16 protein-coding genes are annotated in these 23,077 nt (G+C 59.0%); 9 read left to right on the plus strand and 7 right to left on the minus strand.

Annotation, left to right across the window (positions count from 1 at the left end):
* Positions 1-29: 29 nt before the first annotated feature.
* The 4 genes from G5137_RS01315 (at position 30) to G5137_RS01330 (ending at position 5,104) form a co-directional block, all read left to right on the plus strand.
* The gene (locus tag G5137_RS01315) at positions 30-590 is read left to right on the plus strand and encodes a hypothetical protein (protein WP_146061297.1); all 561 of its coding nucleotides are present in this window, start codon (positions 30-32) and stop codon (positions 588-590) included.
* A gap of 106 nt (positions 591-696) precedes the next feature.
* The gene (locus tag G5137_RS01320; protein ID WP_421254876.1) at positions 697-2,025 is read left to right on the plus strand and encodes a hypothetical protein; all 1,329 of its coding nucleotides are present in this window, start codon (positions 697-699) and stop codon (positions 2,023-2,025) included.
* 58 nt (positions 2,026-2,083) lie between these two features.
* The gene (locus tag G5137_RS01325; protein ID WP_421254793.1) at positions 2,084-3,778 is read left to right on the plus strand and encodes a hypothetical protein; all 1,695 of its coding nucleotides are present in this window, start codon (positions 2,084-2,086) and stop codon (positions 3,776-3,778) included.
* A 114-nt stretch (positions 3,779-3,892) separates the two neighbouring features.
* Positions 3,893-5,104, plus strand: coding sequence for a Bcr/CflA family multidrug efflux MFS transporter (locus G5137_RS01330; protein ID WP_421254794.1), 1,212 nt, complete (start codon positions 3,893-3,895; stop codon positions 5,102-5,104).
* A 76-nt stretch (positions 5,105-5,180) separates the two neighbouring features.
* On the opposite strand, the gene nhaD is transcribed toward G5137_RS01330, so the two are convergent.
* Together nhaD and G5137_RS01340 are read right to left on the minus strand one after the other, a co-directional pair.
* Positions 5,181-6,605, minus strand: a complete 1,425-nt coding sequence (gene nhaD / locus G5137_RS01335; RefSeq protein ID WP_421254795.1) for a sodium:proton antiporter NhaD — start codon at positions 6,603-6,605, stop codon at positions 5,181-5,183.
* A gap of 107 nt (positions 6,606-6,712) precedes the next feature.
* Positions 6,713-7,180, minus strand: coding sequence for a DUF4357 domain-containing protein (locus tag G5137_RS01340; RefSeq protein WP_005333716.1), 468 nt, complete (start codon positions 7,178-7,180; stop codon positions 6,713-6,715).
* 197 nt (positions 7,181-7,377) lie between these two features.
* Here G5137_RS01340 and G5137_RS01345 point away from each other — a divergent pair, with 197 nt between their 5' ends.
* From G5137_RS01345 to G5137_RS01365, 5 genes are all read left to right on the plus strand, one after another.
* Positions 7,378-8,058, plus strand: coding sequence for an ABC transporter ATP-binding protein (locus G5137_RS01345; protein WP_421254796.1), 681 nt, complete (start codon positions 7,378-7,380; stop codon positions 8,056-8,058).
* A gap of 30 nt (positions 8,059-8,088) precedes the next feature.
* The gene (locus G5137_RS01350; RefSeq protein WP_421254797.1) at positions 8,089-10,518 is read left to right on the plus strand and encodes an FtsX-like permease family protein; all 2,430 of its coding nucleotides are present in this window, start codon (positions 8,089-8,091) and stop codon (positions 10,516-10,518) included.
* Between the two features lie 185 nt (positions 10,519-10,703).
* Positions 10,704-11,744 carry a lipocalin-like domain-containing protein gene (locus G5137_RS01355; protein ID WP_421254877.1) on the plus strand — a complete coding sequence of 347 codons (1,041 nt, stop codon included), beginning with the start codon at positions 10,704-10,706 and terminating at the stop codon, positions 11,742-11,744.
* A 383-nt stretch (positions 11,745-12,127) separates the two neighbouring features.
* Entirely contained in the window at positions 12,128-12,892 is a 765-nt protein-coding gene (locus tag G5137_RS01360) for an SDR family oxidoreductase (protein ID WP_421254798.1), read from the plus strand.
* 51 nt (positions 12,893-12,943) lie between these two features.
* Positions 12,944-13,771, plus strand: coding sequence for a bifunctional transcriptional activator/DNA repair enzyme AdaA (locus G5137_RS01365; protein ID WP_421254799.1), 828 nt, complete (start codon positions 12,944-12,946; stop codon positions 13,769-13,771).
* Between the two features lie 312 nt (positions 13,772-14,083).
* Here the strand turns inward: G5137_RS01365 and G5137_RS01370 are convergent, their stop codons facing one another.
* The 5 genes from G5137_RS01370 to G5137_RS01390 all read right to left on the minus strand — a co-directional run bounded on the left by G5137_RS01370 (position 14,084) and on the right by G5137_RS01390 (position 22,906).
* The gene (locus tag G5137_RS01370) at positions 14,084-17,929 is read right to left on the minus strand and encodes a hypothetical protein (protein ID WP_421254800.1); all 3,846 of its coding nucleotides are present in this window, start codon (positions 17,927-17,929) and stop codon (positions 14,084-14,086) included.
* A 298-nt stretch (positions 17,930-18,227) separates the two neighbouring features.
* Positions 18,228-18,500 carry a hypothetical protein gene (locus tag G5137_RS01375; RefSeq protein ID WP_005337011.1) on the minus strand — a complete coding sequence of 91 codons (273 nt, stop codon included), beginning with the start codon at positions 18,498-18,500 and terminating at the stop codon, positions 18,228-18,230.
* 380 nt (positions 18,501-18,880) lie between these two features.
* Positions 18,881-20,470 carry a glutamine-hydrolyzing GMP synthase gene (guaA, locus tag G5137_RS01380; RefSeq protein WP_042032353.1) on the minus strand — a complete coding sequence of 530 codons (1,590 nt, stop codon included), beginning with the start codon at positions 20,468-20,470 and terminating at the stop codon, positions 18,881-18,883.
* A gap of 84 nt (positions 20,471-20,554) precedes the next feature.
* Positions 20,555-22,018: an IMP dehydrogenase gene (gene guaB, locus G5137_RS01385; RefSeq protein ID WP_041207517.1), complete on the minus strand. Its 1,464-nt coding sequence runs from the start codon at positions 22,016-22,018 to the stop codon at positions 20,555-20,557.
* Between the two features lie 264 nt (positions 22,019-22,282).
* Complete coding sequence (locus tag G5137_RS01390; protein ID WP_100654792.1) at positions 22,283-22,906, minus strand: YitT family protein; 624 nt, start codon at positions 22,904-22,906, stop codon at positions 22,283-22,285.
* Positions 22,907-23,077 lie beyond the last annotated feature (171 nt).

Below are 23,077 nucleotides of genomic sequence, written 5' to 3' on the forward strand. Positions count from 1 at the left end.
GCGCCATTGGCATAAGTAAGGAGAACAGGATGACCATCCGCCCGGGTTTACTCGCCCTCACCCTGCTGCTGACCCTGAGCGGGCAGGCGCAGGCTTACTCCTACGCCGCCGCCGGCAAGGAGCCACTGATCGACGCCCGCGAAGCGCTGCTGGGCGCCGCCACTGACGGCAAGGATGCCAGCGCTACCTTGAGCGAGATTGCCGAGGAGCTGACCTATCTGGAACAGCACCACAAGGTGGAATTGCAAGCACCGCTGGCCGCCGCCATCAAGGCCAAAGACGCCGCGGCTACCGCGGCCCTGCTCAACCGCGCCTACAAGGCGGAGATCGAGCGCCGCCTCGAAGGGGCCAGCCAGAATCTTGGCGACTACCAGACCGCCAAGGTGCTGGTGGTCAAGAGCAAGCGCTTCCTCGACTTGATCCTCCCCTCCCTCAGTGAAGGGGATCGCAAGGCGGCCGAACAGGCGTTGGCCAAGGTGCTCGATGCCATCGGTAACCCGGGGGTATTCGGGGTGGGCGCCAAGCCCGCCGACGCAGCCGCCTTTAGCGATGCAGAAAAAGCGCTGATGGCCGTGCTGGCGCCGCTTTGATGACCTCTCATTGATGCCGACGGCCCCCCTCATCCCCGGCCCCTCTCCCGCAAGGGGAGAAGGGGGGCGTCACCACGGCCGATTACGCTTCGCTAATCGACCCTACTTGCTGATCCTGCTGCAACTGGTCTGGCTCGGCTGGCTGCTGGCCTTCCCGGTGGCGCTCGATTCCGACGATGCCCTCAATTTCGCCCACGGGGTGACGCGCTTTAGCGTGCTGGAGTTCTCACCCCACTTTCCGGGCTACCCCGCCTTTATCTGGCTGGCGCGGCTGATCAATCTGGCGGTGGACGATCCGGCCCGCGCGGTGCAGTGGGCAAGCCTCTTGGGCAGCGGTTTACTGGCGCCGCTCGCCGCCTTGCTGGCGGTCAGGCTGTGGCAACGGCCAAGCCTGCTGGCGCCGCTCTGGCTGCTGGTACTGGCACTGCCGCTCACCCCGACGCTGGCGCTCTCCGGCCTTTCGGATGGGCCCGCGCTCGCCGCCTGGCTCGGGGCACTGCTGGCCTTGCAACAGCGCAGAATTGCGCTGGCGGGTCTGTTACTGGGACTTATGCTGGCACTGCGCCCCTCCTACTTCGTGCTGGCGCTGCTGCCCCTGTGGCTCGGGCTGGCGCAGCAGGGCACGCGCGTCAGGTTTGTTCTCCCCATCGTGCTGGTGGGGCTTATCAGCCTGCTCTTTGTCTGGCAGGCCGATGGCTGGGCCTACTTCAGCGAGGGGCGGCGCTTTACCGATGGCCACTTTACCCTGTGGGGCAACACGGCAGCGGCCCACGGCGATCGGCTGCTCAGCTGGGCGCGCACCTTCAACGATCAGCTCACCCCGCTTTGGCCCTTGGCTGTTGGGGCGCTGCTGGTACTGCCGCTTTGGCAAAGATCAAAAAACCACCCTGCCGCCCTCCCCCCGCTCTGGACGCTCTACTGGCTCGCCCTGCTGCTCTGGACCCTGTTTGGCCAGAATCCCGACAATCCCCGCCATCTGGCGCCCATTACACTGCTTGGCATAGTTCTGCTGGCAGGCTGGCTGCCACGTCGTGGCGAGTGGGTGGTCGCGGTCGCCGGATTGCTGCTGCTCGGCGCGACCTGCACCCTGCCCCATCCGCCCGCCATGGTGCAGGCAGCAAGGCTCGCAGAGAAAAGCTGCCCAGCGCTGGTGACCCAGTGGGGCGTGCGGCTGCTGCGGGAGACCACAGCCTTGGCCGTCACCGATGGCTGGTACAAGGGGGATGCGGCGCTGGCGCTCTCTCGGGGAGCCTGCCGCCTCAGTCGCCGCCCCATCGACGCGAACGAAATGCCCACTGCGGTGCGCCAGCACTGGTTTGCCCCGCGCTTTGCCGCCGAGCCCGGCCTCTGGCTCGCCATTCCCTCGCGGCAGACAACCCATGGCAAAAGTGACAAGAAACACAGAAAGAGCGCAAAAATCCGCCAAGGCAACTAAAAAAGAGGGGAACAACTCGGGTACACTCACTGCGCATCCATAACAGACGAGTCTCCTTATGCGTGTAACCAGAGAGTGGCTGTGGGTTTTGTCGGTGCTGACCGGGGCCTGTGCCCTCCTGTTGCTGCCATTCTGGCTGCGTGGCGGCAGTCAGGGCCATGATCTGTTTCACCACCTGCTCTCCGGTCACTTCTTTGCCGTGCAACTGTGGCAAGGTGAGCTCTATCCGCGCTGGTTGATGGAGATGAACGGCGCCTTCGGCAGCCCGGTCTTTTTCTTCTATCCCCCCCTGCCCTACTATGTGAGCGCCCTGTTCGCCGGCCCCACCCCACTGGCCCACGAGGCGATGACGCCGCTGCTCTGGAGCAGCAGCGTGGCACTCTGGCTCTCCGGCCTGTTTGCCTATCTCTGGTTGCGCCCCTTTGCCGGCCACGGACGGGCGCTGGCGGCCAGTTTGCTCTATATGGCGCTGCCCTATCATCTGGCCATCGATATCTACGCCCGCTTTGCCCTGGCGGAGAGCTGGGCCTTCGTCTGGGCACCGCTGGCACTGCTGGCGCAGGATCGCCTCTGCCGCGGCGCCCCCTTTGCCCTACTGCTGCTCGCACTGGCCGTCTCCATGCTGACGCTTTCCCATCTACCAAGCACCCTGCTCATTCTGGGCTTGCTCACCCTGCGCAGCCTGCTGCTGGTCTGGAGCTACAAGGGGAGCACAGCGCTTGTCAGTGTCCCTGTCACCGCCTCCCCGCTTATCGGCACCCTGCTGGGCCAGCTCTGGGGGTTGGCGATGGCCAGCCTGTTGCTGCTGCCCGCTCTGCTGGATCAGGGGGGGATCTCCATGGAGCAGATGCGCACTGGCATGTTCGAATTTCAGCGCAACTTTCTCGATCGTTTGCCCCAAAGCCGTGATGACTGGCGCTTTCGCGGCCATCTCGCCTGGCTGACGCTGCTCACCCTGGCTCTGCTGCTGGTAGCTTGGGCGGCCGCCCGCGAGCCGCGCCATCCCGAGTTGCTGCTCTGGGGGGTCATTGGCACCCTGAGCTTTCTGATGATGCTGCCACCAAGCGAGCCCCTGTGGCGCCTGCTCACTCCGTTGCAACTGGTGCAATTTCCCTGGCGCCTCAATCTGCTGCTGGTCATCGCTACCGTCGCCGTAGTGGCGCTGGGTACCCCCACCTATCGCCCGTGGCAGTGGGTCTGGTGGCTACTACTTGCCCTCACCCTGCTCTCGCAGGGACTCTATGTACGCGAGGCGCCGCTCACCCAGGCTCCCGTAAAGAGTCAGCTCGACGGGGAGTTCGACAGCAAGCGCAGCGCCCGCGAATACCGACCAAAGCAGGTGCCACGCGGCATGTTTGCCCCCACCCTGCTGGCCTGGAAAGAGGAATTCCAGCCCGCCATCACCAGCGACCATCAGGGGGTGAACTGGCAGATCCAGCGCTGGCAGCCTCGTCATATCGAATTGACGGTGGATGCCCCGGCACCCGCCAAGCTGGTCCTGCACCAGTTTGATTACCCGGGCTGGCAGGCAAGGCTCGACCAGCGCCTGCCGCTGAGCGTCAGCAGCACCCGCAACGGGTTGGTGCAGGTCTGGGTGCCCGCCGGACAACACAGCCTCACCTTCACCCTCACCGCCCGCTGGCCGGAGCGGCTCGGTTACGCCATCTCGTTGCTGGCCTGGCTGCTCTGGCTGGGGGGAGTGATCCGCGCAGCGCGCCGACATGACCGCAAGCGTGATCCCCAAGGTGCCTGAGCGATCGGACCCCCCCCCCCTTTTGAGGGGGTAGGAACGTCATGCCGAGCGGGGGCAAACCTGATAGACTCGCCCTTCTCCCTTTTTCAACCAAGGTTCACCAGCGGATACCCTATGCCCCACGCACAGTCCCCCCAGGCCACCATGCTCTCTCCCCGTTTCCTGTTTATCCTGCTCGGCGCTCTGGCGGGTCTGACCCCGCTGGCGGTGGATATGTATCTGCCCGCCATTCCGGCCATCGCCCGGGATCTGGCCACCAGCATCGACGGCGCCCAGCTCACCATCAGCGCCTTTCTGGGCGGCTTTGCCATCGGCCAACTCTTCTACGGCCCGCTGGCCGACAGCTATGGCCGCAAGCCGGTGATCCTGGCGGGGCTCATCATGTTTGCCATCGCCTCGGTCGGTTGTGCCATGGCGGACTCCCTGCCTGAATTGCTGGCCTATCGGATGTTGCAAGCGGCGGGCGGTGCGGCGGGTTCTGTGGTGGTCAATGCCCTGCTGCGCGATCTGTTCGAGAAGGATGCGTTTTCTCGCGCCATGTCGTTCGTCATTCTGGTGATGACCCTAGCGCCGCTGGTAGCGCCTGTGGTGGGTGGCTATATCAGTGCCCACGCCGACTGGCGGGTGATCTTCTGGCTGCTGGTGGGGATCAGCCTGCTGATCTGTCTGGTGATGCAGTGGAAAATTCAGGAGACCCTGAAACCCGAGCACCGTCAGCCCCTTAATCTGGGCCAGATCCTCAAGAACTACTGGGGGGTACTCTCCCATCGCGGCGCCATGGGTTATGTGCTGTGCGGCTCCCTCTCCAGCTCCGGCATGTTCGCCTTCTTAAGCGGCTCCCCTTATGTCTATATCGAGTATTTCAAGGTGCCGACCGAGCACTACGGCTGGCTGTTTGGCCTCAATATCCTGCTGATGATGGTGGTCACCTTCGTCAACAGCCGACTGGTAAAAGGGGTGGGTGCCGAGCGGATGCTGCAATACGGTCTGCTGGTGCTGCCCTGCGCGGGCGCCCTGCTGGTCTACAACGCCTGGAGCCAGACCGGCGGCCTGTGGGGCATCGTCATTCCGGTAGTGCTGTTTGTCGGCCATATCAGTCTGGTGGGCGCCAACGCCATGACCGGTCTGATGGGCCACTTCCCACAATCTGCGGGTACCGCCTCGGCACTGGCGGGCACCCTGCGCTTTGGCATCGGCGCCCTGGTCGGCATTCTGGTCAACCTCAATCCGCCCCACTCGCCGCTGCCCATGGCCATTGCCATCGCCTGCTGCGGGGTGGGTTCCACCCTGAGTTACTGGCTGCTGACTGGCAAGCGAGGCGATTGATCCCCCTCCCTCCTGTCAGGAAAACGAAAGAGGCTTCCGTCAACGGAAGCCTCTTTTCGTACTGGCGCCCAGACGTTCAGAACTGGGCACTGTTGAGCCAAAGGTGCGCCCCTATGCTCACCAGATAACCGAGCAAGATGGCAGGCAGCCACTTCAGGTGGCCAAAAAAGGTATACATGCCATGGGCCTGTCCCATCAGGGCCACCCCGGCCGCAGAGCCGATGGAGAGCAGGCTGCCGCCCACTCCGGCAGTCAGGGTCACCAGCAGCCACTGCCCCAACGCCATATCCGGGTTCATCGACAGCACGGCAAACATCACGGGAATGTTGTCGATGACGGAGGACAAGACCCCGATGAAGATGTTGGCCATGGTGGGATCCCCAGCGTCATACAACCAGTGTGATACCAGCTCCAGATACCCCATAAAGCCCAGCCCACCGACACACATCACCACCCCGTAGAAGAAGAGCAGGGTATCCCACTCCGCCTTGGCCACCTTGTTGAACACATCAAATGGCACCACAGAACCCAGACTGCGTAACCGCACGTCATCGCCATTGCGTTCATAGAGCGCACGCTTGCGGGCAAGGGATCGCGGCAGCGACTTGCGCAAATAGAAGCCGAAAAACTGCAGATAACCGAGCCCCAGCATCATGCCCAGTACGGGTGGCAAATGGAGGAAACTGTGGCATAGCACCGCCGTGATGATGGTCAGCAAGAACAGCGCGACGATGCGGCGGGCCCCCCGCTTGAGATCGACCACCTCGTTATCAGCCTCCGGCACATGACGCGGCACCATCAGGCTCATCAGGATGGCCGGGACCAGAAAATTGAGCAGACAGGGAATAAGCAGGGTGAAGAACTGGCCAAATTGCACCTTGCCCGCCTGCCACACCATCAGGGTAGTGATATCGCCAAAGGGACTGAACGCCCCTCCGGCGTTGGCGGCGATCACTATGTTGATGCAGGCAAGATTGACAAAACGCCGATCACCGTTGGCCACCTTCAACACCACGGCGCACATCAAGAGCGCTGTGGTCAGGTTGTCTGCCACCGGCGAAATACAAAAAGCAAGCCCGCCGGTCAACCAGAACAGGGTGCGCAAGTGAAAGCCGGATCGTACCAGCCAGGCGCGCAGGGCATCGAACAGCCGCCGATCCTCCATGGCGTTGATATAGGTCATCGCCACCAGCAGGAACAGCATCAGCTCGGCATATTCCAGCAGGGTATGGCGAAATGCCTGCTCGGCGACAGGGCTCATCCCCTGCTGTGCATAGGCGATACCGATCAGGATCCAGATCACCCCGGCGGCCACCAGCACGGGTTTGGACTTGCGCAGTTGCAGATACTCTTCAGCCATCACCAGGGCGTAGGCCAAGACAAACAATCCGACACAAAAAAGTCCGATTGAGGAGGATGTCAACAGAACAGGGCCACTACTGGCATGGGCGGGAGGGATAAACAGGGACAGCAGCAAAATAACAGGGGTGAGCGCAGACATGGTCTCTTCCTTTTAGAACCATCTGGCAATGATGCTAGCACCTGGATGAAAAGAAAAATTCATCCAGGTCAATTAACGCTTAATTGGTTTGCTGTCGAAACGCGGGATTACTTCTTGCCGAAACCCGACTGCTTGAGGGTATAGCCTGCGCTGTTTTGCCAGGCATCCAGACCGCTGCGGTTATTGCCCGCCACCAGACTGGCGGCCAGACTCGGGCTATTGAACAGCTGATCGGCGGTAAAGACAAAGCCGCCCTGACTGCGGGGCACTATGACCCCCTTTTCCAGCAGTTCGTGACGCAGCTCGATCACCGCTTCACGCAGGGAAGCGGCATCCTCGCCATTGGCGGTGGAACCGGCCAGCACCATAAAGCCCGGATTTTGCCGCTTGCCCACCGGATAACCGTGGGCCTCGGCCCCTTTGCCGTTGAAGTGGTAGAGCTCGCGCTCCCCCGGCCGGTTGTCGGAGAGTGCCTTTTGCAGGGTCATCAGCTCGTTGTAGATCTCGATGGGGACGACGGCAGCCTGCTTGTTGCCCTTGCTATCGATGATAAAACTGACTTGCTTGTGTAACATCCTTGCTCATCCTGTGACCCATGGAAGCCCCTATTCTAACCACCTCGGGCAAGCGGGATCCAGCGAGGATCCACTGCTCTTTTGCCGCCTTGATCACTAACTGGCACTCTTGAACAACCGTAAGGGGTGTTGATCATTGCTGGCCGTGCTAGCGTACCAAGCATGATGAAAGCCATTGACCATCAAACGGTTATCCCATGCTGACCCTGCGCAACCTCTGCAAGAGCTTCGATAACGGCAGTGAACGACTGCCGCTGTTCCACCATCTCGATCTCGCCCTCCCCGCTGGCGAGATCACCCTGCTGCTGGGCCAAAGCGGCTGCGGCAAGTCCACCCTGCTCAATCTGATCGCCGGGCTGATTGCACCGGACGAGGGGGAGATCTGGCTAGGGGAGACCCGGATCGACACCCGCTCACCCGACGAGCGGGCGCGCCTGCGGGGTCGCCATTTCGGTATCGTCTATCAGGATTTCAACCTGCTGCCGACCCTCAACGTGGCCGAGAATCTGGCCCTGCCGCTGGCCATCAACGCTCTGCCACCGGATGAGGCAAAGATTGACCAGTTGCTGCACCGACTCGATATGAGCCACAAGCGCCATGCCTGGCCGGAGCAGCTCTCCGGCGGTCAGCGTCAGCGGGTGGCGCTGGCCCGCGCCCTTATCCATCAGCCCCAGTGGCTGCTCGCCGACGAACCCACCGGCAGCCTCGATGAGCACAATGCCGAACAGGTGATGGAGTTAATGATCGCGGCGGTGCGCGACACAGGTGCAGGCTTGCTGCTGGTGAGCCACAACCCCGCCTATGCTGCGCTGGCAGACAGGGTGTTGCGCCTCGAAGGGGGCCAACTTATCGAACTCAAGGGGCCCCCTCATGACTAAACGGCGATTGCGCCTGCCGGGAGCACGCTGATGCTGCCACTCAAAGCGCTACTGCGCCTCTATCGCAGCCACCCCTGGTTGCTGCTGATGAGTCTGGCCGGGCTGGTATTGGGAGTGTCGCTAGTGGTGGCCATCGAGCTGCTCAATCACAGTGCCCGCACCAATTTTGTCGCCGCCCGTAGCCAGCTGGCAGGGGAAGCCAACTACCGGCTGGCCCCCGCTGGCGGGCTGGATGAGCAGCTCTACGTGCAGCTGGTGACCAGCCAGCCCGCCCTCGATGCCATGCCCCAGCTCCATGGCTGGCTCAAAGATGAGCAGGGGCGCAGCTTTCAGCTGTTGGGGATGGATCTCTTCAACCCCGGCCCCCTGCGCCAGCTGTTTGACGCCCGACCCGCGAGCGAACCCGCTTTCACCCTAAACCGTGCCGACAGCATCTGGCTGGCGGCCCCCGAGGCAGATCGCCTTGGCTGGCAAGCGGGCCAGAGCCGACGCTTTGTGCTGGGCGGCAGCGATGGCGCCAGCGCCCGCCCCCTGACTCTGACGCTGGCGGGCACCTTCGAGCCGGGCGCCGTGCCCATGGAGCGACTGCTGATAACCGACATCGGCCTCGCCCAGCCGCTGCTGGATAAAGCGAGTAGGCTCGATCGCATCGTCTTCAAGCTAAGCGAATCAGAAGCTCGCACACTGCAGGCCACCCTGCAAACCGATTACCCAAACCAGCCCTTGTGGCTTGAGCCCATCAGCCCGGCGCTCGATGCCAGCCAGCTTGGTGATGCGCTGGCGCTTAACCTGACGGCGCTGTCATTGCTCGCCATGGCGGTGGGATTGTTTCTGGTGTTCAATGCCCAGCGATTTGTGCAGAGCGTACGCCGCCCCCAGCTGGCCCAGCTGATCATTCTGGGGATGGGGCCGAGCCGGGTACTCCGCTGGCTCATTCTGGAGCTCCTTATTCTCGCCACGGTAGGCACCCTGCTCGGGGTGCTGCTCGGCAGCCTGTTGGCGCTGGCGCTGATGGGGCAGCTCACCCAGGCGCTGGCCGATCTCTATGGGCCCAACCCCATCGATATGTTGCGCCTCTCCCCCGTGAGCCTGCTCAAGGCGCTGTTGATCGGGCTGCTCGGCACGCTGGCCGCCAACCTGCCCGGCTGGTGGCAACTGCTGCGCCAATCCCCCCTCGAACTGCGCGCCGGGAGCAGCCGCCCCCCTGCGCACCCGTGGCGACGGCGCTTGCTGGCCATCGCCATCTTGCTGCTGTGCGCTCTGTGCCTGTGGCTGCCGCAAACCGGTCTCACCGGTGCGCTGTTTATCGCCGGAGGCTGGCTGCTGGCCATGGCGCTCTGGCTGCCCGATGCCCTGCGCGGCCTGCTTGGCTGGCTGCGACGGCGCGCGGGCGGCCCCCTCACGGCCCGGCTCGGGGTAGCCGAGACCCTCTATCACCTCGATCGCACCGCCATCGCGGTGATGGCGTTGCAGCTCGCCATCGCGGCGGCCATCGGCATCGGGGTCATGGTGTCGAGTTTTCGCTCAAGCGTGGAGATCTGGCTCGGCCAGCGTCTGGCCGCCGATCTCTATGTCACCGCCCCCAAGGGGGTGGCGGGCAGCAAGGGCACCTTGAGCGAAGCGACCCTTAAGCCCCTGCTCGCCAATCCGCTGGTGAGCGCCGCCTCGCGCCGCTCGGTGCATCCGGCCCGCTGGCAGGGGCAGCCCATCGAGTGGGCGCAGATGGATTTTATCCCCCAGCTTAAAGCGGCCTATCCGCTGCTGGCCGGACGCTGGCCGACCCGCCCAGACGAAGCGCTGGCGAGCGAACCGCTGACGGTGCGCCTCGGGGTCAAGGTGGGCCAGACGTTGGCGATCAGCGGCGAGCAGGGGCCAAGGCAGTTCACCGTCACCGGCGTCTATCAGGATTACGGCAGCGACAAGGGGCAGATCCTGCATGCCTTCGAGGCGGGGGCGGTGCAATCCCTCGCCCTCTTTAGCAACGACCCCGAGCAACTGGCCGACCGCCTGCGCGAGCGCTTTGGCGAGCAGCTAAACCTGCTCTCCGCCCCCGCCATCCACAGCGCGGCGCTCAAGGTGTTTGACCAAACCTTTGTGGTGACCGAGCTATTGAAACTGCTGATCTTGGGCATCGCCTTTGTCGGCATAGGCTCGGCCTTTATGGTGCTGGGGCTGGCGCGCCATGGCGAGCTGCAGACCTTGCAAAGTCTGGGTTTGAGCCCCCGCCACTGCCGCCAGCTGCTGGTGTGGCAAGGGGCTGGATTGGGGCTGCTCACCGCCCTGCTGGCCCTGCCGGTGGGGTATGGCCTCGCCTGGGTGCTGATCGAGGTGGTCAACCCCCGCGCCTTTGGCTGGCGCCTCGCCTTCGAGGCCGCCCCCCTTCATGCGGTCACGGCCTTGTTGCTGGCGCCGGTCTGTGGCGCATTGGCCTCCTGGTATGCGGCAAGGAGAGTGGTATGAAATATCGGTTAGCGCACTGGCTCAGCCATGGCTTGACGACCCCATTGACCACTTCCCTCTCTCCGCCCCTTCTTCAGCGCAGAGAAGAGCAGAGTGCGGCATTGAACCATCCCCTCTCCCTTCGGGAGAGGGCCAGGGTGAGGGGGATCTTGTCCTCCTTACGGCCCCTGTGGCTCGCCACCCTCTTGCTCCCACTGATTGCCATGATTGGCAGCGCGCAGGCCAGCGATCTGGGCGCCCTGCTCGGTGGCGGCAGCGACAGTTTTAAAAAGGTGCAGCCGGGGCAAACCATCAAACTGCCGGAGGATCACGCCGCCCACCCCGATTACCGCTCCGAGTGGTGGTATCTCACCGGCAATCTCAAGGATGAACAGGGGCGTGAATATGGCATGCAGTGGACCCTGTTTCGCCAAGGGATCGAACAAGCACTTCGCACCAGCAACCCCTGGCTCACCCCACAGCTCTGGCTGGCCCAATTTGCCATCACGGATCTCGACCGTGGCAGCCACCAGCAAGATGAACGGGCCAGTCGGCAGGGGCCGGGACTGGCGGGGGCCAGCGGCGGTCAATATTGGCTAAGGGAGTGGCGGCTTGCCTCGCAAGGGGCTGCGCTGTTCCCCGCCACCCTCAAGGTGCAGAGCAAGATTGGCGAGCTGAACCTCACCGTCACTGCTGCCAAGCCGCTGGTGCTGCAAGGCAAGGTCGGTTATAGCGAGAAGAGCCCGGGCAACGCCTCCTTTTACTACTCCTACCCGCGCCTCACTCTTCGAGGCATCCTGACTCGCGATGGCGAGACCCGCACCGTCAGCGGACAAGGCTGGTTTGATCACGAGTGGAGCAGCTCGGTATTGGCCGAATGGCAATCGGGCTGGGACTGGTTTTCGCTCCAGTTGAACGATGGGCGCGAGCTGATGTTGTTTCGCCTGCGCACCAAATCGGGACGCGCAGAGCCCGAGAACCGCTACGGCATCTTGATTGAGCGGGATGGCAGCAGCCGGGTGCTCGCACCCGACGCGATTCGCCTTACGCCGGGCAACACCTGGCGCGGCCCCAAGGGGCAGAATTACCCCGTCGAGTGGCAGCTAAACGCCGCCGGAATGAACCTCACCATCAAAGCCCGTCAGCCCAATCAGGCCATGACAGGTCGCTTTGACTACTGGGAGGGGGCGGTCTCTGTCTCGGGGGATGCCAAGGGGGTCGGCTATCTGGAGATGACGGGCTATTGATCCAGGAGCGTGTCTGTTGATTGCAATCGCCGTCAATGCCCTGCCAGGCGGGCTTGATGATGCACGCAGCCACCATGGCGCCGGGGCTCTCGCCCCTCACTGCAGCACACAGGGCGCGCCGCACCTGGAGCCGGCGGTTTTAAAGGGGGGCATTATAAAGAATTCGGGGCGCAGTTCGCCCCTTTTGTTGCCGCAAAGGCCTGTATCGACATGTAGCAAAACAAGTTGGAGAGAAAGAGAGCAAGATTCGGGTCGTTCCAGCGAGGAGTGGTTGCCATAGTGGGGGCCAAACCCAAGTCGGTTGGAACCTATTGGAGTTCCAACCCACAGCCAACCCTGTGTACCACTTAGCTGGCGCACAACACACCTGCGAGGGAACTGCCATGTCATTACTGTCCAACAAGGTCGCCATTATCACCGGCGCCAGCTCCGGCATCGGTCGCGCCAGCGCCATCCTGTTTGCCCGGGAGGGAGCAAGCGTCGTCGTCGGCGCCCGCCGCCAGCCCGAGCTGGATCTGCTGGTGGAGGAGATCCGCCACGAGGGGGGCCAGGCGGTGAGTCTGGCGGGAGATGTGAAAAGCGAGAGTTACGCCCGCGACCTTGTTGATCTCGCGCTAACCCGTTTCGGCGGGCTAGATATCGCCTTCAACAACGCAGGTACCACAGGCACGCCGGGCAGCGTAGAGCAGCTTGAGCTGACGCAGTGGCAGGAAATTCTGGATACCAACCTCACCAGCGCCTTTGTGGGAGCCAAGTACCAGATCCCCGCCATGCAGGCGCGCGGCGGCGGCTCGCTTATCTTTACCTCCACCTTTGTCGGCCATACCCTGGGGCTGCCCGGTATGGCGGCCTATGCGGCGAGCAAAGCGGGCCTCATTGGCATGACCCGGGTGCTGGCCGCCGAGTATGGGGCACAAGGGATTCGGGTCAACGCCCTGCTGCCGGGGGGCACCGACACCCCCATGGGACGGGCTTTTGCCAATACGCCAGAGAGCCTCGCCTTTGTGCAGAATATGCATGCCCTCAAACGGCTGGCCCAACCGGAGGAGATCGCCCGCTCGGCCCTTTATCTCGCGTCCGATGCATCCAGCTTTACCACCGGCATTGCCCTGCTGGCCGATGGTGGGGTATCAATTTGTCGCACATGACCTTGTCGCCCCAAAGATCCTGCGACCGAAACCTTATCGTGAGAGCGCCTTATGTCTGATTACGCCCGCATCGCCGATGCCATCCGTTTTATCGCAAGTCAGGTGGAGCGTCAGCCCACTCTGGACGAGATAGCGGCGCACGTTCACTTAAGTCCCTTTCACTTCCAGCGGCTGTTCAGCCGCTGGGCCGGAGTGACGCCCAAACGCTATCTGCAAGTGCTGACCCTGGAGCGGGCCAAGGCGCTGTTGCAGGAGTCGCGCCCGCTGCTGGAGGTGGCCGATACCCTGGGCCTTAGCAGCGGCTCGCGGCTCTACGATCACTTCGTGCAGCTCGAAGCGGTAACGCCGGGCGAGTACAAACAGCGCGGGGCCGGGCTGGTTATCGATCACGGGGTGCACGACACCCCCTTTGGTCAGGCATTCGTCGCCCTGACCCAACGGGGGGTGTGCAACTTCTCGTTTCTCGATGAAAAGGCCCCAGAGGTGCCGCTGGCCGCCCTCGCCCATAACTGGCCTGAGGCAAGGCTGCAAGAAGCGCCATCACGCACCCAGAACGTCATCAACACCATGTTCGATGGCAGCAAGGCGCCTGATCGCCCCATCTCCTTGCACGTGAGCGGTACCAACTTTCAGATCAGCGTCTGGCGGGCGCTGCTGCAGATCCCGCCCGCCAAGGTGGTGAGCTACGCCCAAGTGGCGAGCGCCGTCGGCAACCCCAAAGCCGCCCGCGCCGTGGGGTTGGCGGTGGGCGCCAACCCCGTCGCCTTGATGATCCCCTGTCACCGGGTCATCCAGCAAAACGGCAAACTCGGCGGCTATCACTGGGGCGAGACCCGTAAACAGGCGATACACGCCTGGGAAGCGGCGAGGTATGAGTAAAGGTGGCTTTTTTCAGCCCGCCTGATGAGGAAAACAGGAATTTTGGTAATAAGTCAGCAGACAATCAGGCTACGCCAGACAGCGTGCGGCGATATAAAGCGGGGAGATCAGAAGAATCGGGGCGCAAATCGCCCCTTTTGTTGCTTTGGCAAGACTCAGCGCTCAGCCGCCCCCCAGCGAATTGACGAAGAGACGTAGGGTGCAATAAGCGCAGCGCATTGCACCGTTTGCCGAGCGGCTTTTGTGCAAGGTATGAGGAACAAAAGTAGAGGTGCAATTTCATTGCACCCTAGGACTTGAAACAGACAGTTCTTATTCAAACCGCTGCTCGTGTTCCATATCCTCCCGCAGCTCTCGTTCTTTCTGGCGCTCGATTAGCTGAATCAAGTTTGCAGAAACTCTTTGAGCCGCAGTCGAAATATCTGCTCTTTCATGTTCAACCAACTTACGAATAGCCTTCTCTCTGGACTGCATTACTTCGGCTAGACTGCCAGAATAAGATGAAGGAGTGACACGCTCGGCGAATATTTCCAGAACAATAGCAGGGGAAGGAGATGCCTCAAGCAGCCTGAGAGCTAACTCTGACATCTCAAGTTCTTCAACCTCTTCATTCTTCTTCCACAAATTAATACCAGCAGCCACAGACTCCCATGCATTTATATTGTCTCTAGCTCGGCACCACTCTATCAATACATCCATATCGATCTTGGAGAGAGGAGACTGTAGCAATCCTCTATGGCGGATAAAAAACAACCGCCTACGTTGTTGTTCTTCCGTACCCTCCAAAATACGATTGAGAAATGCTTCTGGCATCAATCCCGCTGTTGTATTAATGGCACGGTTGAAAGCATGAATGTAGCCATGGTGCTTCTCAACAACAGCAAAGATCGTGTCCAACCACTCCAGCTTTTCAGCCTCATTACCATCAAAACGCAGTGCAGCCTGAATAACTAGATCCATACGATAATCAAAAGACCCACTATAGTTATGGTGTTTTCTTGTAATAATCTGGATTGCAGCCCTTAGACCTATCCGCCGAAGATCAGTTCCGAGAACATCCCTATCACGTTCTTTATCACGTAATCTAATGCTTAGAGCATACACAACAACATCATCACCGTTAGGTTTACTTAGAAGCTGTAGAGCAAGATCAAGAACGCGCTCTCTGGGCAAATGAGCATACTTATCCTGCCAAAGGATTGGCCCATACATGCTGAGAGGAATATCAACATCATCCAGAAGTACCATACAACGGTTTAGATCAGTTTCTGTGAACTTCCGCTGAGAATGTAGACCCACCAACACGCGTCTAAGATCAGGATGTTGGGCACAATACTCAAGCATCTCCTCAGCTAGCGATGGATTGATAGATTCAACCTCTCCGATGAAACCGCCAAAGACAGCAAAATCCCTGCAAGTTTCAGGCTGCTTTTCGAGTTGCTCAACAAGTTTCAACCAACCAGCTTGTAAGTCATGGGCTCCTCTTGCCAACCCTCTCCCGAATGAAATGCGGTATGGCAGCCAATCGTTGGAAAACAGCTTAGGACATAGCTCATTTAGCCCATATTCAGATGCAGCAAACGCCTCACCCAGCCTAAATGCCCTTGCTTCAAGTTGATTCTCAGATTCTTGAAATACATCGGTGTCACTATATTCAAAATCAGTTTCTTGCACACAAGAATCAAGTTCCGGACTTAGTACATAAATCATGATATTTGGAACCAAACCTTGGGGCCTCAGCGCCCTCTCCAATGCAGCAAGATTGTCTGGTAGAGGTTCGACATCACTCTCACCTTCTAGATTGATATGGTCAAAATAGATTGTTGAACGAATTGCAATCCAACCTTCCCCCCAAGGGTAATGAGCGTGTAACTTGTACGCAGCATCGACTAATACGATTCTCATCGCTTCTTCACCCCACATATCACGAAATGCATTTGCTAGGATATTCCGCGCAGAGCTTTCAAGATTTGGATCTCTGGAAGTGCCCAATTTGACTGCAATATCGATAAAAGCTTGGCGCCACTCAGATAATTCATCCTGACTGGGGTTAAATCCATTGTCTCTTGGCCGAGCACCAAACTCATTCATTCCAAAGCAAGTCCAATGAGCCTCTAAGGCAGTCGAAAGCATCCTGAAACCCAATGCTCTACGTCGAGCAACGCCTGATGTAAGACATTCATTCATAAATGAAATACGTTGCGATAAGGAAGCATGCGTACCTGACAGATATGCTTGATAAAATTGTGTAATCTGATTTCTCACCGAGTTGTTATCATTGCATTCCTCTTCATAGTCCGCTAATTGAATGAGAAGTCTGATACACCGCTCGAAGGCTTTCGATTCATATGCCAGTAACTGCAAAAGATTGATAATTGATGTTCGACGAGGATTATAACCTGGCATCATGCCTTCAAAATCAGAAGCAATAAGAACAGTTTCAATTCTGTCTAGCAATGCTTCTGGAGCAACCGGTGCGATATAATTCAGTATTCTGTCAGATATATCGCTTAATTCTGTTAACCGTCCCAATAACCCGTCAGGCTGAAGCCAACACTCAACAATTTCTTTCGCAACGGTGTGGTCGTGCAACAGCCCTAACCTGTGCGCGAAAGACATGAGTAAACGTTGACGACCGGTGGCTTCAAAGGTCGCCCTGAGTTGATCAACTGGAATGCTATCAAGTGCCAATGCAGCCAGCCTATTGGCAACGGCATGAGGCAAAATGGCCCGCCAATGGGCCCTCTTTTGTACGATATGGCGATCTGACAACTTGCTTGTTGCTCGGAACAACTGGCTTACAGAATACCCCGAGATAGAACCCAATACTTCCAGTTCGTTTTGTCCTTCCTCAGCCGTTGAGACCGAAAATGAATAGACTAGAGACAATATTTCAGCCTGCTCCCGTAGACTATCATCCGGATTGTTTCGCTGTTCAAACAAACGGTTAAATAACTGTGCATCTGAAAGCTGGGCCAGACTTTCACCTTCCTCAACTCTCTCAGCGATAGCCAGAGAAACACGCGCATTACCATCAGCAAACTCTGCTATTCGGCGGGCATTATTTCGATCGATATTGGGAAAACGACGTAGAACAAGCTGTTCGGCAACCTCAGGCCCCACCGCTTCAATCTGGATGACCTCTGTGATCTGAGGCTTGTCATCTCTAATGTCATACTCAACGGTAATAAGGCTGATCGTACCTTTGGCCGCTACTTTACTGGCTAGAAGAGTGTGCAATTCAGAAGGACAATTATCGAGGATCATAATGGCCCGTCGTCCTTCAGCGATCAGTCTATCCAACATTGCTGTTGCAGAGGGTTCCGGGTTTTCACCGGTATCAACATAAACTGCGATAGTCCGATCGAGCGCATCTTCTCCGACTGATTCATCGAAAAGAGCCTGTACAATTCGGGTCTTTCCAACACCGGATAATCCCGTAATCCGAACAGCTTTATTGGTTGAACGAATCAGCTCACGCATTGGCCCGATTGCGTCCTGAATGGCTAGTTTTTGCCCTTTTCCTGATGGCAGAGTAATTGTCACCCCGGGAGCTGAAATCAAGGTATCTTCTGACCCCTGAGGTGGATTGCTCCATGCCCCATATGGCTGCCAACCAGAATATCCCTGCCCGAGCGTTTTTTTGGCCCAGAGCATGACTGATGGGTGCTGTCGCAACCATTGCACCAGTTTCGAGCGGTCGTAAAAATCCAACTGAATATTGGAGCGATGAGGATCATCCTTCACTGCATCCTTCATGGCCTTGAGCCGATCCTGTTTCATAGGAGGAGAGCAATCATCGCTTAAGCTAATGATGATATAGCTACCACCCTTTGCTGCTAGCTCTGCGATAGCGCGTGATAATTTTCCTGCGGGGGCCATTTCCTTGCTGATTGCCGATTTCGGCATACCGTGTATTTTGGCCTGAAAGACCGTATCAGGTCTTTCAATAAAGCCCGTGCTCATGTGCTCGACCGGTACTCGAACATGAACATCAATACCGCCATCGGGAGCATTTATCGAGCCAGACCAGTGTACATAGGCAGGGCTATGACCATGGGCTGCAATTTCCGCCTCGGCAAGGCGCGCTATTAACTCTTCAAGCTGGGTATCAGAGAGCCGGAGTAAGTCGTCTTTCTCAATATCAAAAATCGCCACGATGCCCTCTGATGCTTCCGAGTTAGAAGGCCACTATGTTATTCACATATAAATCAATTATCTACTTGTAGAGGAAATGGTGTGACCTATATCAGGAGGTGATTGCATTTCGACCAAAAAATCTACCCATATTAACAGTCACATGAGTTTCATTCCTCCACAGTTCTATTGTCTGAAAAATATTGACATGCAAACTCCTGTAATAAGAAAGACGCCCTAAGGCGTCTATCTTATTTTCAGGCTTTGGAGCAAACAGGTTGGAAGCTATTCCCCCTCCCCACCTTGCCCCACCACCCAATCAAATCGGGGTAATGGAGGTGATATGGGCATCCCCGTCCAGTGATTTGAAGATCTGCACCACGGCTTCGCCATGGATCGGTTTGGCAAGCGGCACAGTGCTCTTGCACTTGAAGCGGTAGTTGGTGCCAGCCACCACCTGGGTGGAGACTTCAAAGGGTACATATTGCACCCCGACAAATCCTTTCAGCGCCTGATCAAATACCGCCTGATCCTCGGCGGTCAGCTTGTGATATGCGGTCCATCCACCCACCAACACTGCTTGTTCTGACATATCAAACTCTCCGTGCTCTATGATCCCGACTCGTTTGGCCGTTCGGGCTGCGCCCCGTTGATTCAAGTGGTTTCCGGTCTCCACCGAGGTATCGTCACTGCCGGTTGGCGCGATGACGATGGGCCCGTTTGCGCAGCTATCTGCAACTGGATCAGCCCTCCCCCCAGCCACGAGCCGCAGTTGACAGCGGGCTCAATTGGCATGAGAGAGCCTAGTGCGAGATGGCAAAAATGCCCCTGTCACATATGACAGGGGCAAGGTGGCGAAAAAGCTGCTCGAAAAAAGAAGATATGTGGCGCAAACGATTGAGAAAAGAAAAGACGCCTCAAGGGCGTCTTTTTTGCATTTTTATGCTCGAAGGGCAGAACGGCGCGAGCCGCTTATTCCCATTCGATGGTTGCGGGCGGCTTGCCGGAGACGTCATACACCACGCGGGAGATACCGTTGATCTCGTTGATGATGCGGTTCGACACGTGACCGAGGAAGTCGTACGGCAGGTGAGCCCAGTGGGCGGTCATAAAGTCGATGGTTTCAACAGCGCGCAAGGCAATGACCCAGTCATATTTGCGACCGTCGCCCATCACGCCAACGGAGCGCACCGGCAGGAACACGGCGAACGCCTGGCTGACCTGGTTGTAGAGGTCGGCTTTGCGCAGCTCTTCGATAAAGACTGCATCGGCGCGGCGCAGAATATCGCAGTACTCTTTCTTCACTTCGCCAAGGACACGCACGCCCAGACCCGGGCCCGGGAACGGGTGACGGTAGAGCATGTCGTAGGGCAGACCCAGCTCGAGGCCGACGCGGCGCACTTCGTCTTTGAACAGCTCGCGCAGCGGCTCGACCAGACCCATCTTCATCTCTTCCGGCAGGCCGCCGACGTTGTGGTGAGACTTGATGACGTGGGCCTTGCCGGTCTTGCTGGCAGCGGATTCGATAACGTCCGGATAGATGGTGCCTTGCGCCAGCCACTTGGCGTTTTTCAGCTTTTTCGCTTCATCGTCAAACACTTCGACGAAGACGCGACCGATGATCTTGCGCTTGGCTTCCGGCTCGTCAACACCGGCCAGCGCAGAGAGGAAGCGCTCTTCGGCATCGACCTTGACGATGTTCAGACCAAAGTGGTCACCAAACATCTCCATCACCTGGGTGCCTTCGTTCAGGCGCAGCAGGCCGTTATCCACGAAGACGCAGGTGAGGCGATCGCCGATGGCGCGGTGCACCAGCATAGCAACCACGGAGGAGTCGACACCGCCGGAGAGGCCGAGGATCACTTCATCGTCACCCACCTGCTCGCGGATGCGGGCAACAGCGTCGTCGATGATGGTGGCCGGCGTCCAAAGGCATTCGCAGCCGCAGATATCTTTGACGAAGTGCTCCAGCATGCGGGCACCCTGACGGGTGTGGGTCACTTCCGGGTGGAACTGCACGCCGTAGAAACGCTTGGCTTCGTTGGCCATGGCCGCGTGGGGGCAGGTCGGGGTCCGGGCGATGGTAGTGAAGTCGGCCGGAATGGTGGTGACCTTGTCACCGTGGCTCATCCAGACATCCAGCAGGGCATTGCCGTTGTCGGCGATGGCATCTTCGATGTTGCGCAAGAGGGCGCTGCTCTTGCCAGCTTCGCCCAGCACTTCCACCTTGGCGTAACCGAATTCACGCTCGGTGGAGGATTGCACCTTGCCACCCAGCTGCTCGGCCATGGTCTGCATGCCGTAGCAGATACCGAACACAGGGACACCGGCGTTGAACACATACTCGGGGGCGCGCGGGCTGCCCGCTTCGGTGACGGACTCGGGGCCGCCGGAGAGGATGATGCCGCTCGGATTGAATTCGCGGATCTGCTCTTCGGTTACGTCCCAGGCCCACAGTTCGCAGTAAACGCCGATTTCGCGCACGCGGCGGGCGATCAGCTGGGTGTACTGGGAACCGAAGTCGAGGATAAGGATACGGTGCTGGTGAATGTCTTTAGTCATTTTATTCCTGCATCAGGCTGATGTTGTCACAAAGGGCACGGGATAAAAAAAGGGTGGAAAAACGGGGCGCAGGGCCCCGTTTTATCAGCCCATCCGATAGTTGGGGGCTTCTTTGGTAATGGTCACATCGTGGACGTGGGACTCTTTCATCCCGGCGCCGGAGATGCGCACGAATTCAGCCTTGGTGCGCATGTCGTCGATGGTGGCGCTGCCGGTCAGACCCATGGAGGAGCGCAGGCCGCCCATCTGCTGATGGATGATCTCTTTGAGGCGACCTTTATAAGGCACGCGACCTTCGATACCTTCCGGTACCAGCTTGTCAGCGGCGTTGTCGGTCTGGAAGTAGCGGTCGCTGGAGCCTTTGGACATGGCGCCCAGGGAACCCATACCACGGTAGGATTTGAAGGAGCGACCCTGATAGAGCTCGATCTCGCCCGGCGCTTCTTCGGTACCGGCGAACATGGAGCCGACCATGACGCAGCTGGCGCCCGCGGCGATGGCCTTGGCGATGTCGCCGGAGAAGCGGATGCCGCCGTCGGCGATAACCGGAACGCCAGTGCCTTCCAGCGCATCAACGGCGTCGGAGATGGCGGTGATCTGGGGCACGCCCACGCCGGTCACGATACGGGTAGTACAGATGGAGCCTGGGCCGATACCGACCTTGACGGCATTGACACCGGCAGCAACCAGTGCCTTGGCGCCAGCGGCGGTCGCCACGTTGCCACCGATGATCTGCAGATCCGGATAGGCTTCGCGGGTGGCTTTGATGCGATCCAGCACACCCTGGGAGTGGCCGTGGGAGGAGTCGATCAGCAGCACGTCAACACCGGCTTCCACCAGCGCGGCAACGCGCTCTTCGTTACCGGCACCGGCACCGACGGCAGCGCCGACCCGCAGACGACCCTTGTCATCTTTACAGGCGTGGGGCTTGCGCTCGGCTTTCTGGAAATCTTTAACGGTGATCATGCCCTTGAGTTTGAAGTCGGCGTTCACCACCAGCACTTTTTCGATACGGTGCTTTTGCATCAGGGCAACCACCTCTTCGCGAGGGGCCCCTTCACGCACGGTGACCAGACGATCTTTCTGGGTCATGATCTGTTCAACGGTCTGGGAGAGGTCAATCACGAAGCGCACGTCACGGCCGGTGATGATACCGACCAGCTGATTGCCGTCAGTCACCACGGGGTAACCGGCGAAGCCATTCTTGTGGCTCAGCTCCTTGATTTGGGCGATGGTCATGTCAGGGCGTACGGTGACGGGGTCAGTGACCACGCCGCTCTCGTACTTCTTGACCTTGCGCACTTCGGCAGCCTGCTGCTCGATGGACATGTTCTTGTGGATAAAGCCGATACCGCCTTCCTGGGCCAGTGCGATAGCCAGACGGGCTTCGGTCACAGTGTCCATGGCAGCGGAGATCATCGGGATGTTCAAGCTGATGGCGGAGGTCAGCTTGGTACGCAGATCGGCAGTATTGGGAAGAACTTCGGAGTGGGCGGGAACCAACAGTACATCGTCGAAGGTTAACGCTTCTTTGGCAATCCTGAGCATGGCAATATCTCACCGTTGAGGAAGTGGGGGTGTAAAATATTGCCGACGAAGTTTACTCACGCATTGGTCACTGGTAAAGAAGTTTTTTGAATTTTTTATGGCATAGCCCTCTTTTAGGCGGCCAACGGCGCAAAAAACTAATAAATTCAGCTGTAATCATGCCTTTTTTCACGACAAGATGATCTTTTTTGTCGTTGAGCCCCTTTCTCCCTCCAACCTCCCGGAACAGCATTTTCAATGATCCAATTATGTGCAGCCGGGTGTTCAGTTTCCCTGATAGCGACCTGGCTTGTGCCAATTCATCAGCATGGCGTTCATCGCCAGCGCACTCAGGGTGGACCAGAGCAGCAAGGGCAGTGGCAAGGTGAGCAGGGAGAGTGCAAACACCAGCACATCAAGCACCATCTGGCTCTTTCCCGCGTTGATGCCAACGCGCCGTTGCAGCCAGAGCGTTACCACCCCGGTGCCACCTACGGAGGCATTGTGGCGCGCCAGAGACAACACCCCCATGCCGAGAAAGGTCCCCCCTACCAAGGCGGCAAACAGTGGGTGGACATAGCTCACCGTCAGCAGCAGCGGTACCGCCTGGGTGGCCGCCGAGAGGGTAACGTTGACGATCAGCGTCTTGATGGTGAAGGCGCGCCCCATAGTGAAGTAACAAAACACCATGAAGGGCATGTTGACCATGAAGAACAGAACCCCGATGGGCAAACTGCTGACATGGGCGAGCAGCAGGGCGATGCCCGCGATGCCACCGGTGATCATGCCGGAACACTTGAGCAGGTTGAGACCGACCGCGATAAACATGACCCCGAGCACCATGCCGTAAACATCGTCCTTGAGGGTGTGGGCCAGGGCTTTGGTCGCCGGCACGGGCGACATGGTCATTTCACTCTCCATATGACTCCTCTCCATGTTTGCTGTGACATCAGGGCACCAGTCACTGGGCCGAAGGGGTCGGCATACTCGGGCGCCCTGGCCATTTCCCCTGCCGGTCCCCCCTGCCGACATCACAAGACTCAGCAAAAAAAGCGCCAATCAACACAAGCATCCAGGATA

It is taken from the genome of Aeromonas sp. 600282, assembly GCF_049175755.1.
Lineage (GTDB): Bacteria > Pseudomonadota > Gammaproteobacteria > Enterobacterales > Aeromonadaceae > Aeromonas > Aeromonas veronii_A.

Bases quoted from the DNA above. Each gene is read 5' to 3' on its own strand.
- G5137_RS01345 (WP_421254796.1), top strand. From the start codon at position 7,378: ATGCTGACCCTGCGCAACCTCTGCAAGAGCTTCGATAACGGCAGTGAA.
- G5137_RS01390 (WP_100654792.1), bottom strand. From the start codon at position 22,906: ATGACCATGTCGCCCGTGCCGGCGACCAAAGCCCTGGCCCACACCCTC.
- guaA (WP_042032353.1), bottom strand. From the start codon at position 20,470: ATGACTAAAGACATTCACCAGCACCGTATCCTTATCCTCGACTTCGGT.
- G5137_RS01360 (WP_421254798.1), top strand. From the start codon at position 12,128: ATGTCATTACTGTCCAACAAGGTCGCCATTATCACCGGCGCCAGCTCC.
- G5137_RS01350 (WP_421254797.1), top strand. From the start codon at position 8,089: ATGCTGCCACTCAAAGCGCTACTGCGCCTCTATCGCAGCCACCCCTGG.
- nhaD (WP_421254795.1), bottom strand. From the start codon at position 6,605: ATGTCTGCGCTCACCCCTGTTATTTTGCTGCTGTCCCTGTTTATCCCT.
- G5137_RS01340 (WP_005333716.1), bottom strand. From the start codon at position 7,180: ATGTTACACAAGCAAGTCAGTTTTATCATCGATAGCAAGGGCAACAAG.
- G5137_RS01325 (WP_421254793.1), top strand. From the start codon at position 2,084: ATGCGTGTAACCAGAGAGTGGCTGTGGGTTTTGTCGGTGCTGACCGGG.
- G5137_RS01375 (WP_005337011.1), bottom strand. From the start codon at position 18,500: ATGTCAGAACAAGCAGTGTTGGTGGGTGGATGGACCGCATATCACAAG.
- G5137_RS01330 (WP_421254794.1), top strand. From the start codon at position 3,893: ATGCCCCACGCACAGTCCCCCCAGGCCACCATGCTCTCTCCCCGTTTC.
- G5137_RS01365 (WP_421254799.1), top strand. From the start codon at position 12,944: ATGTCTGATTACGCCCGCATCGCCGATGCCATCCGTTTTATCGCAAGT.
- G5137_RS01315 (WP_146061297.1), top strand. From the start codon at position 30: ATGACCATCCGCCCGGGTTTACTCGCCCTCACCCTGCTGCTGACCCTG.
- guaB (WP_041207517.1), bottom strand. From the start codon at position 22,018: ATGCTCAGGATTGCCAAAGAAGCGTTAACCTTCGACGATGTACTGTTG.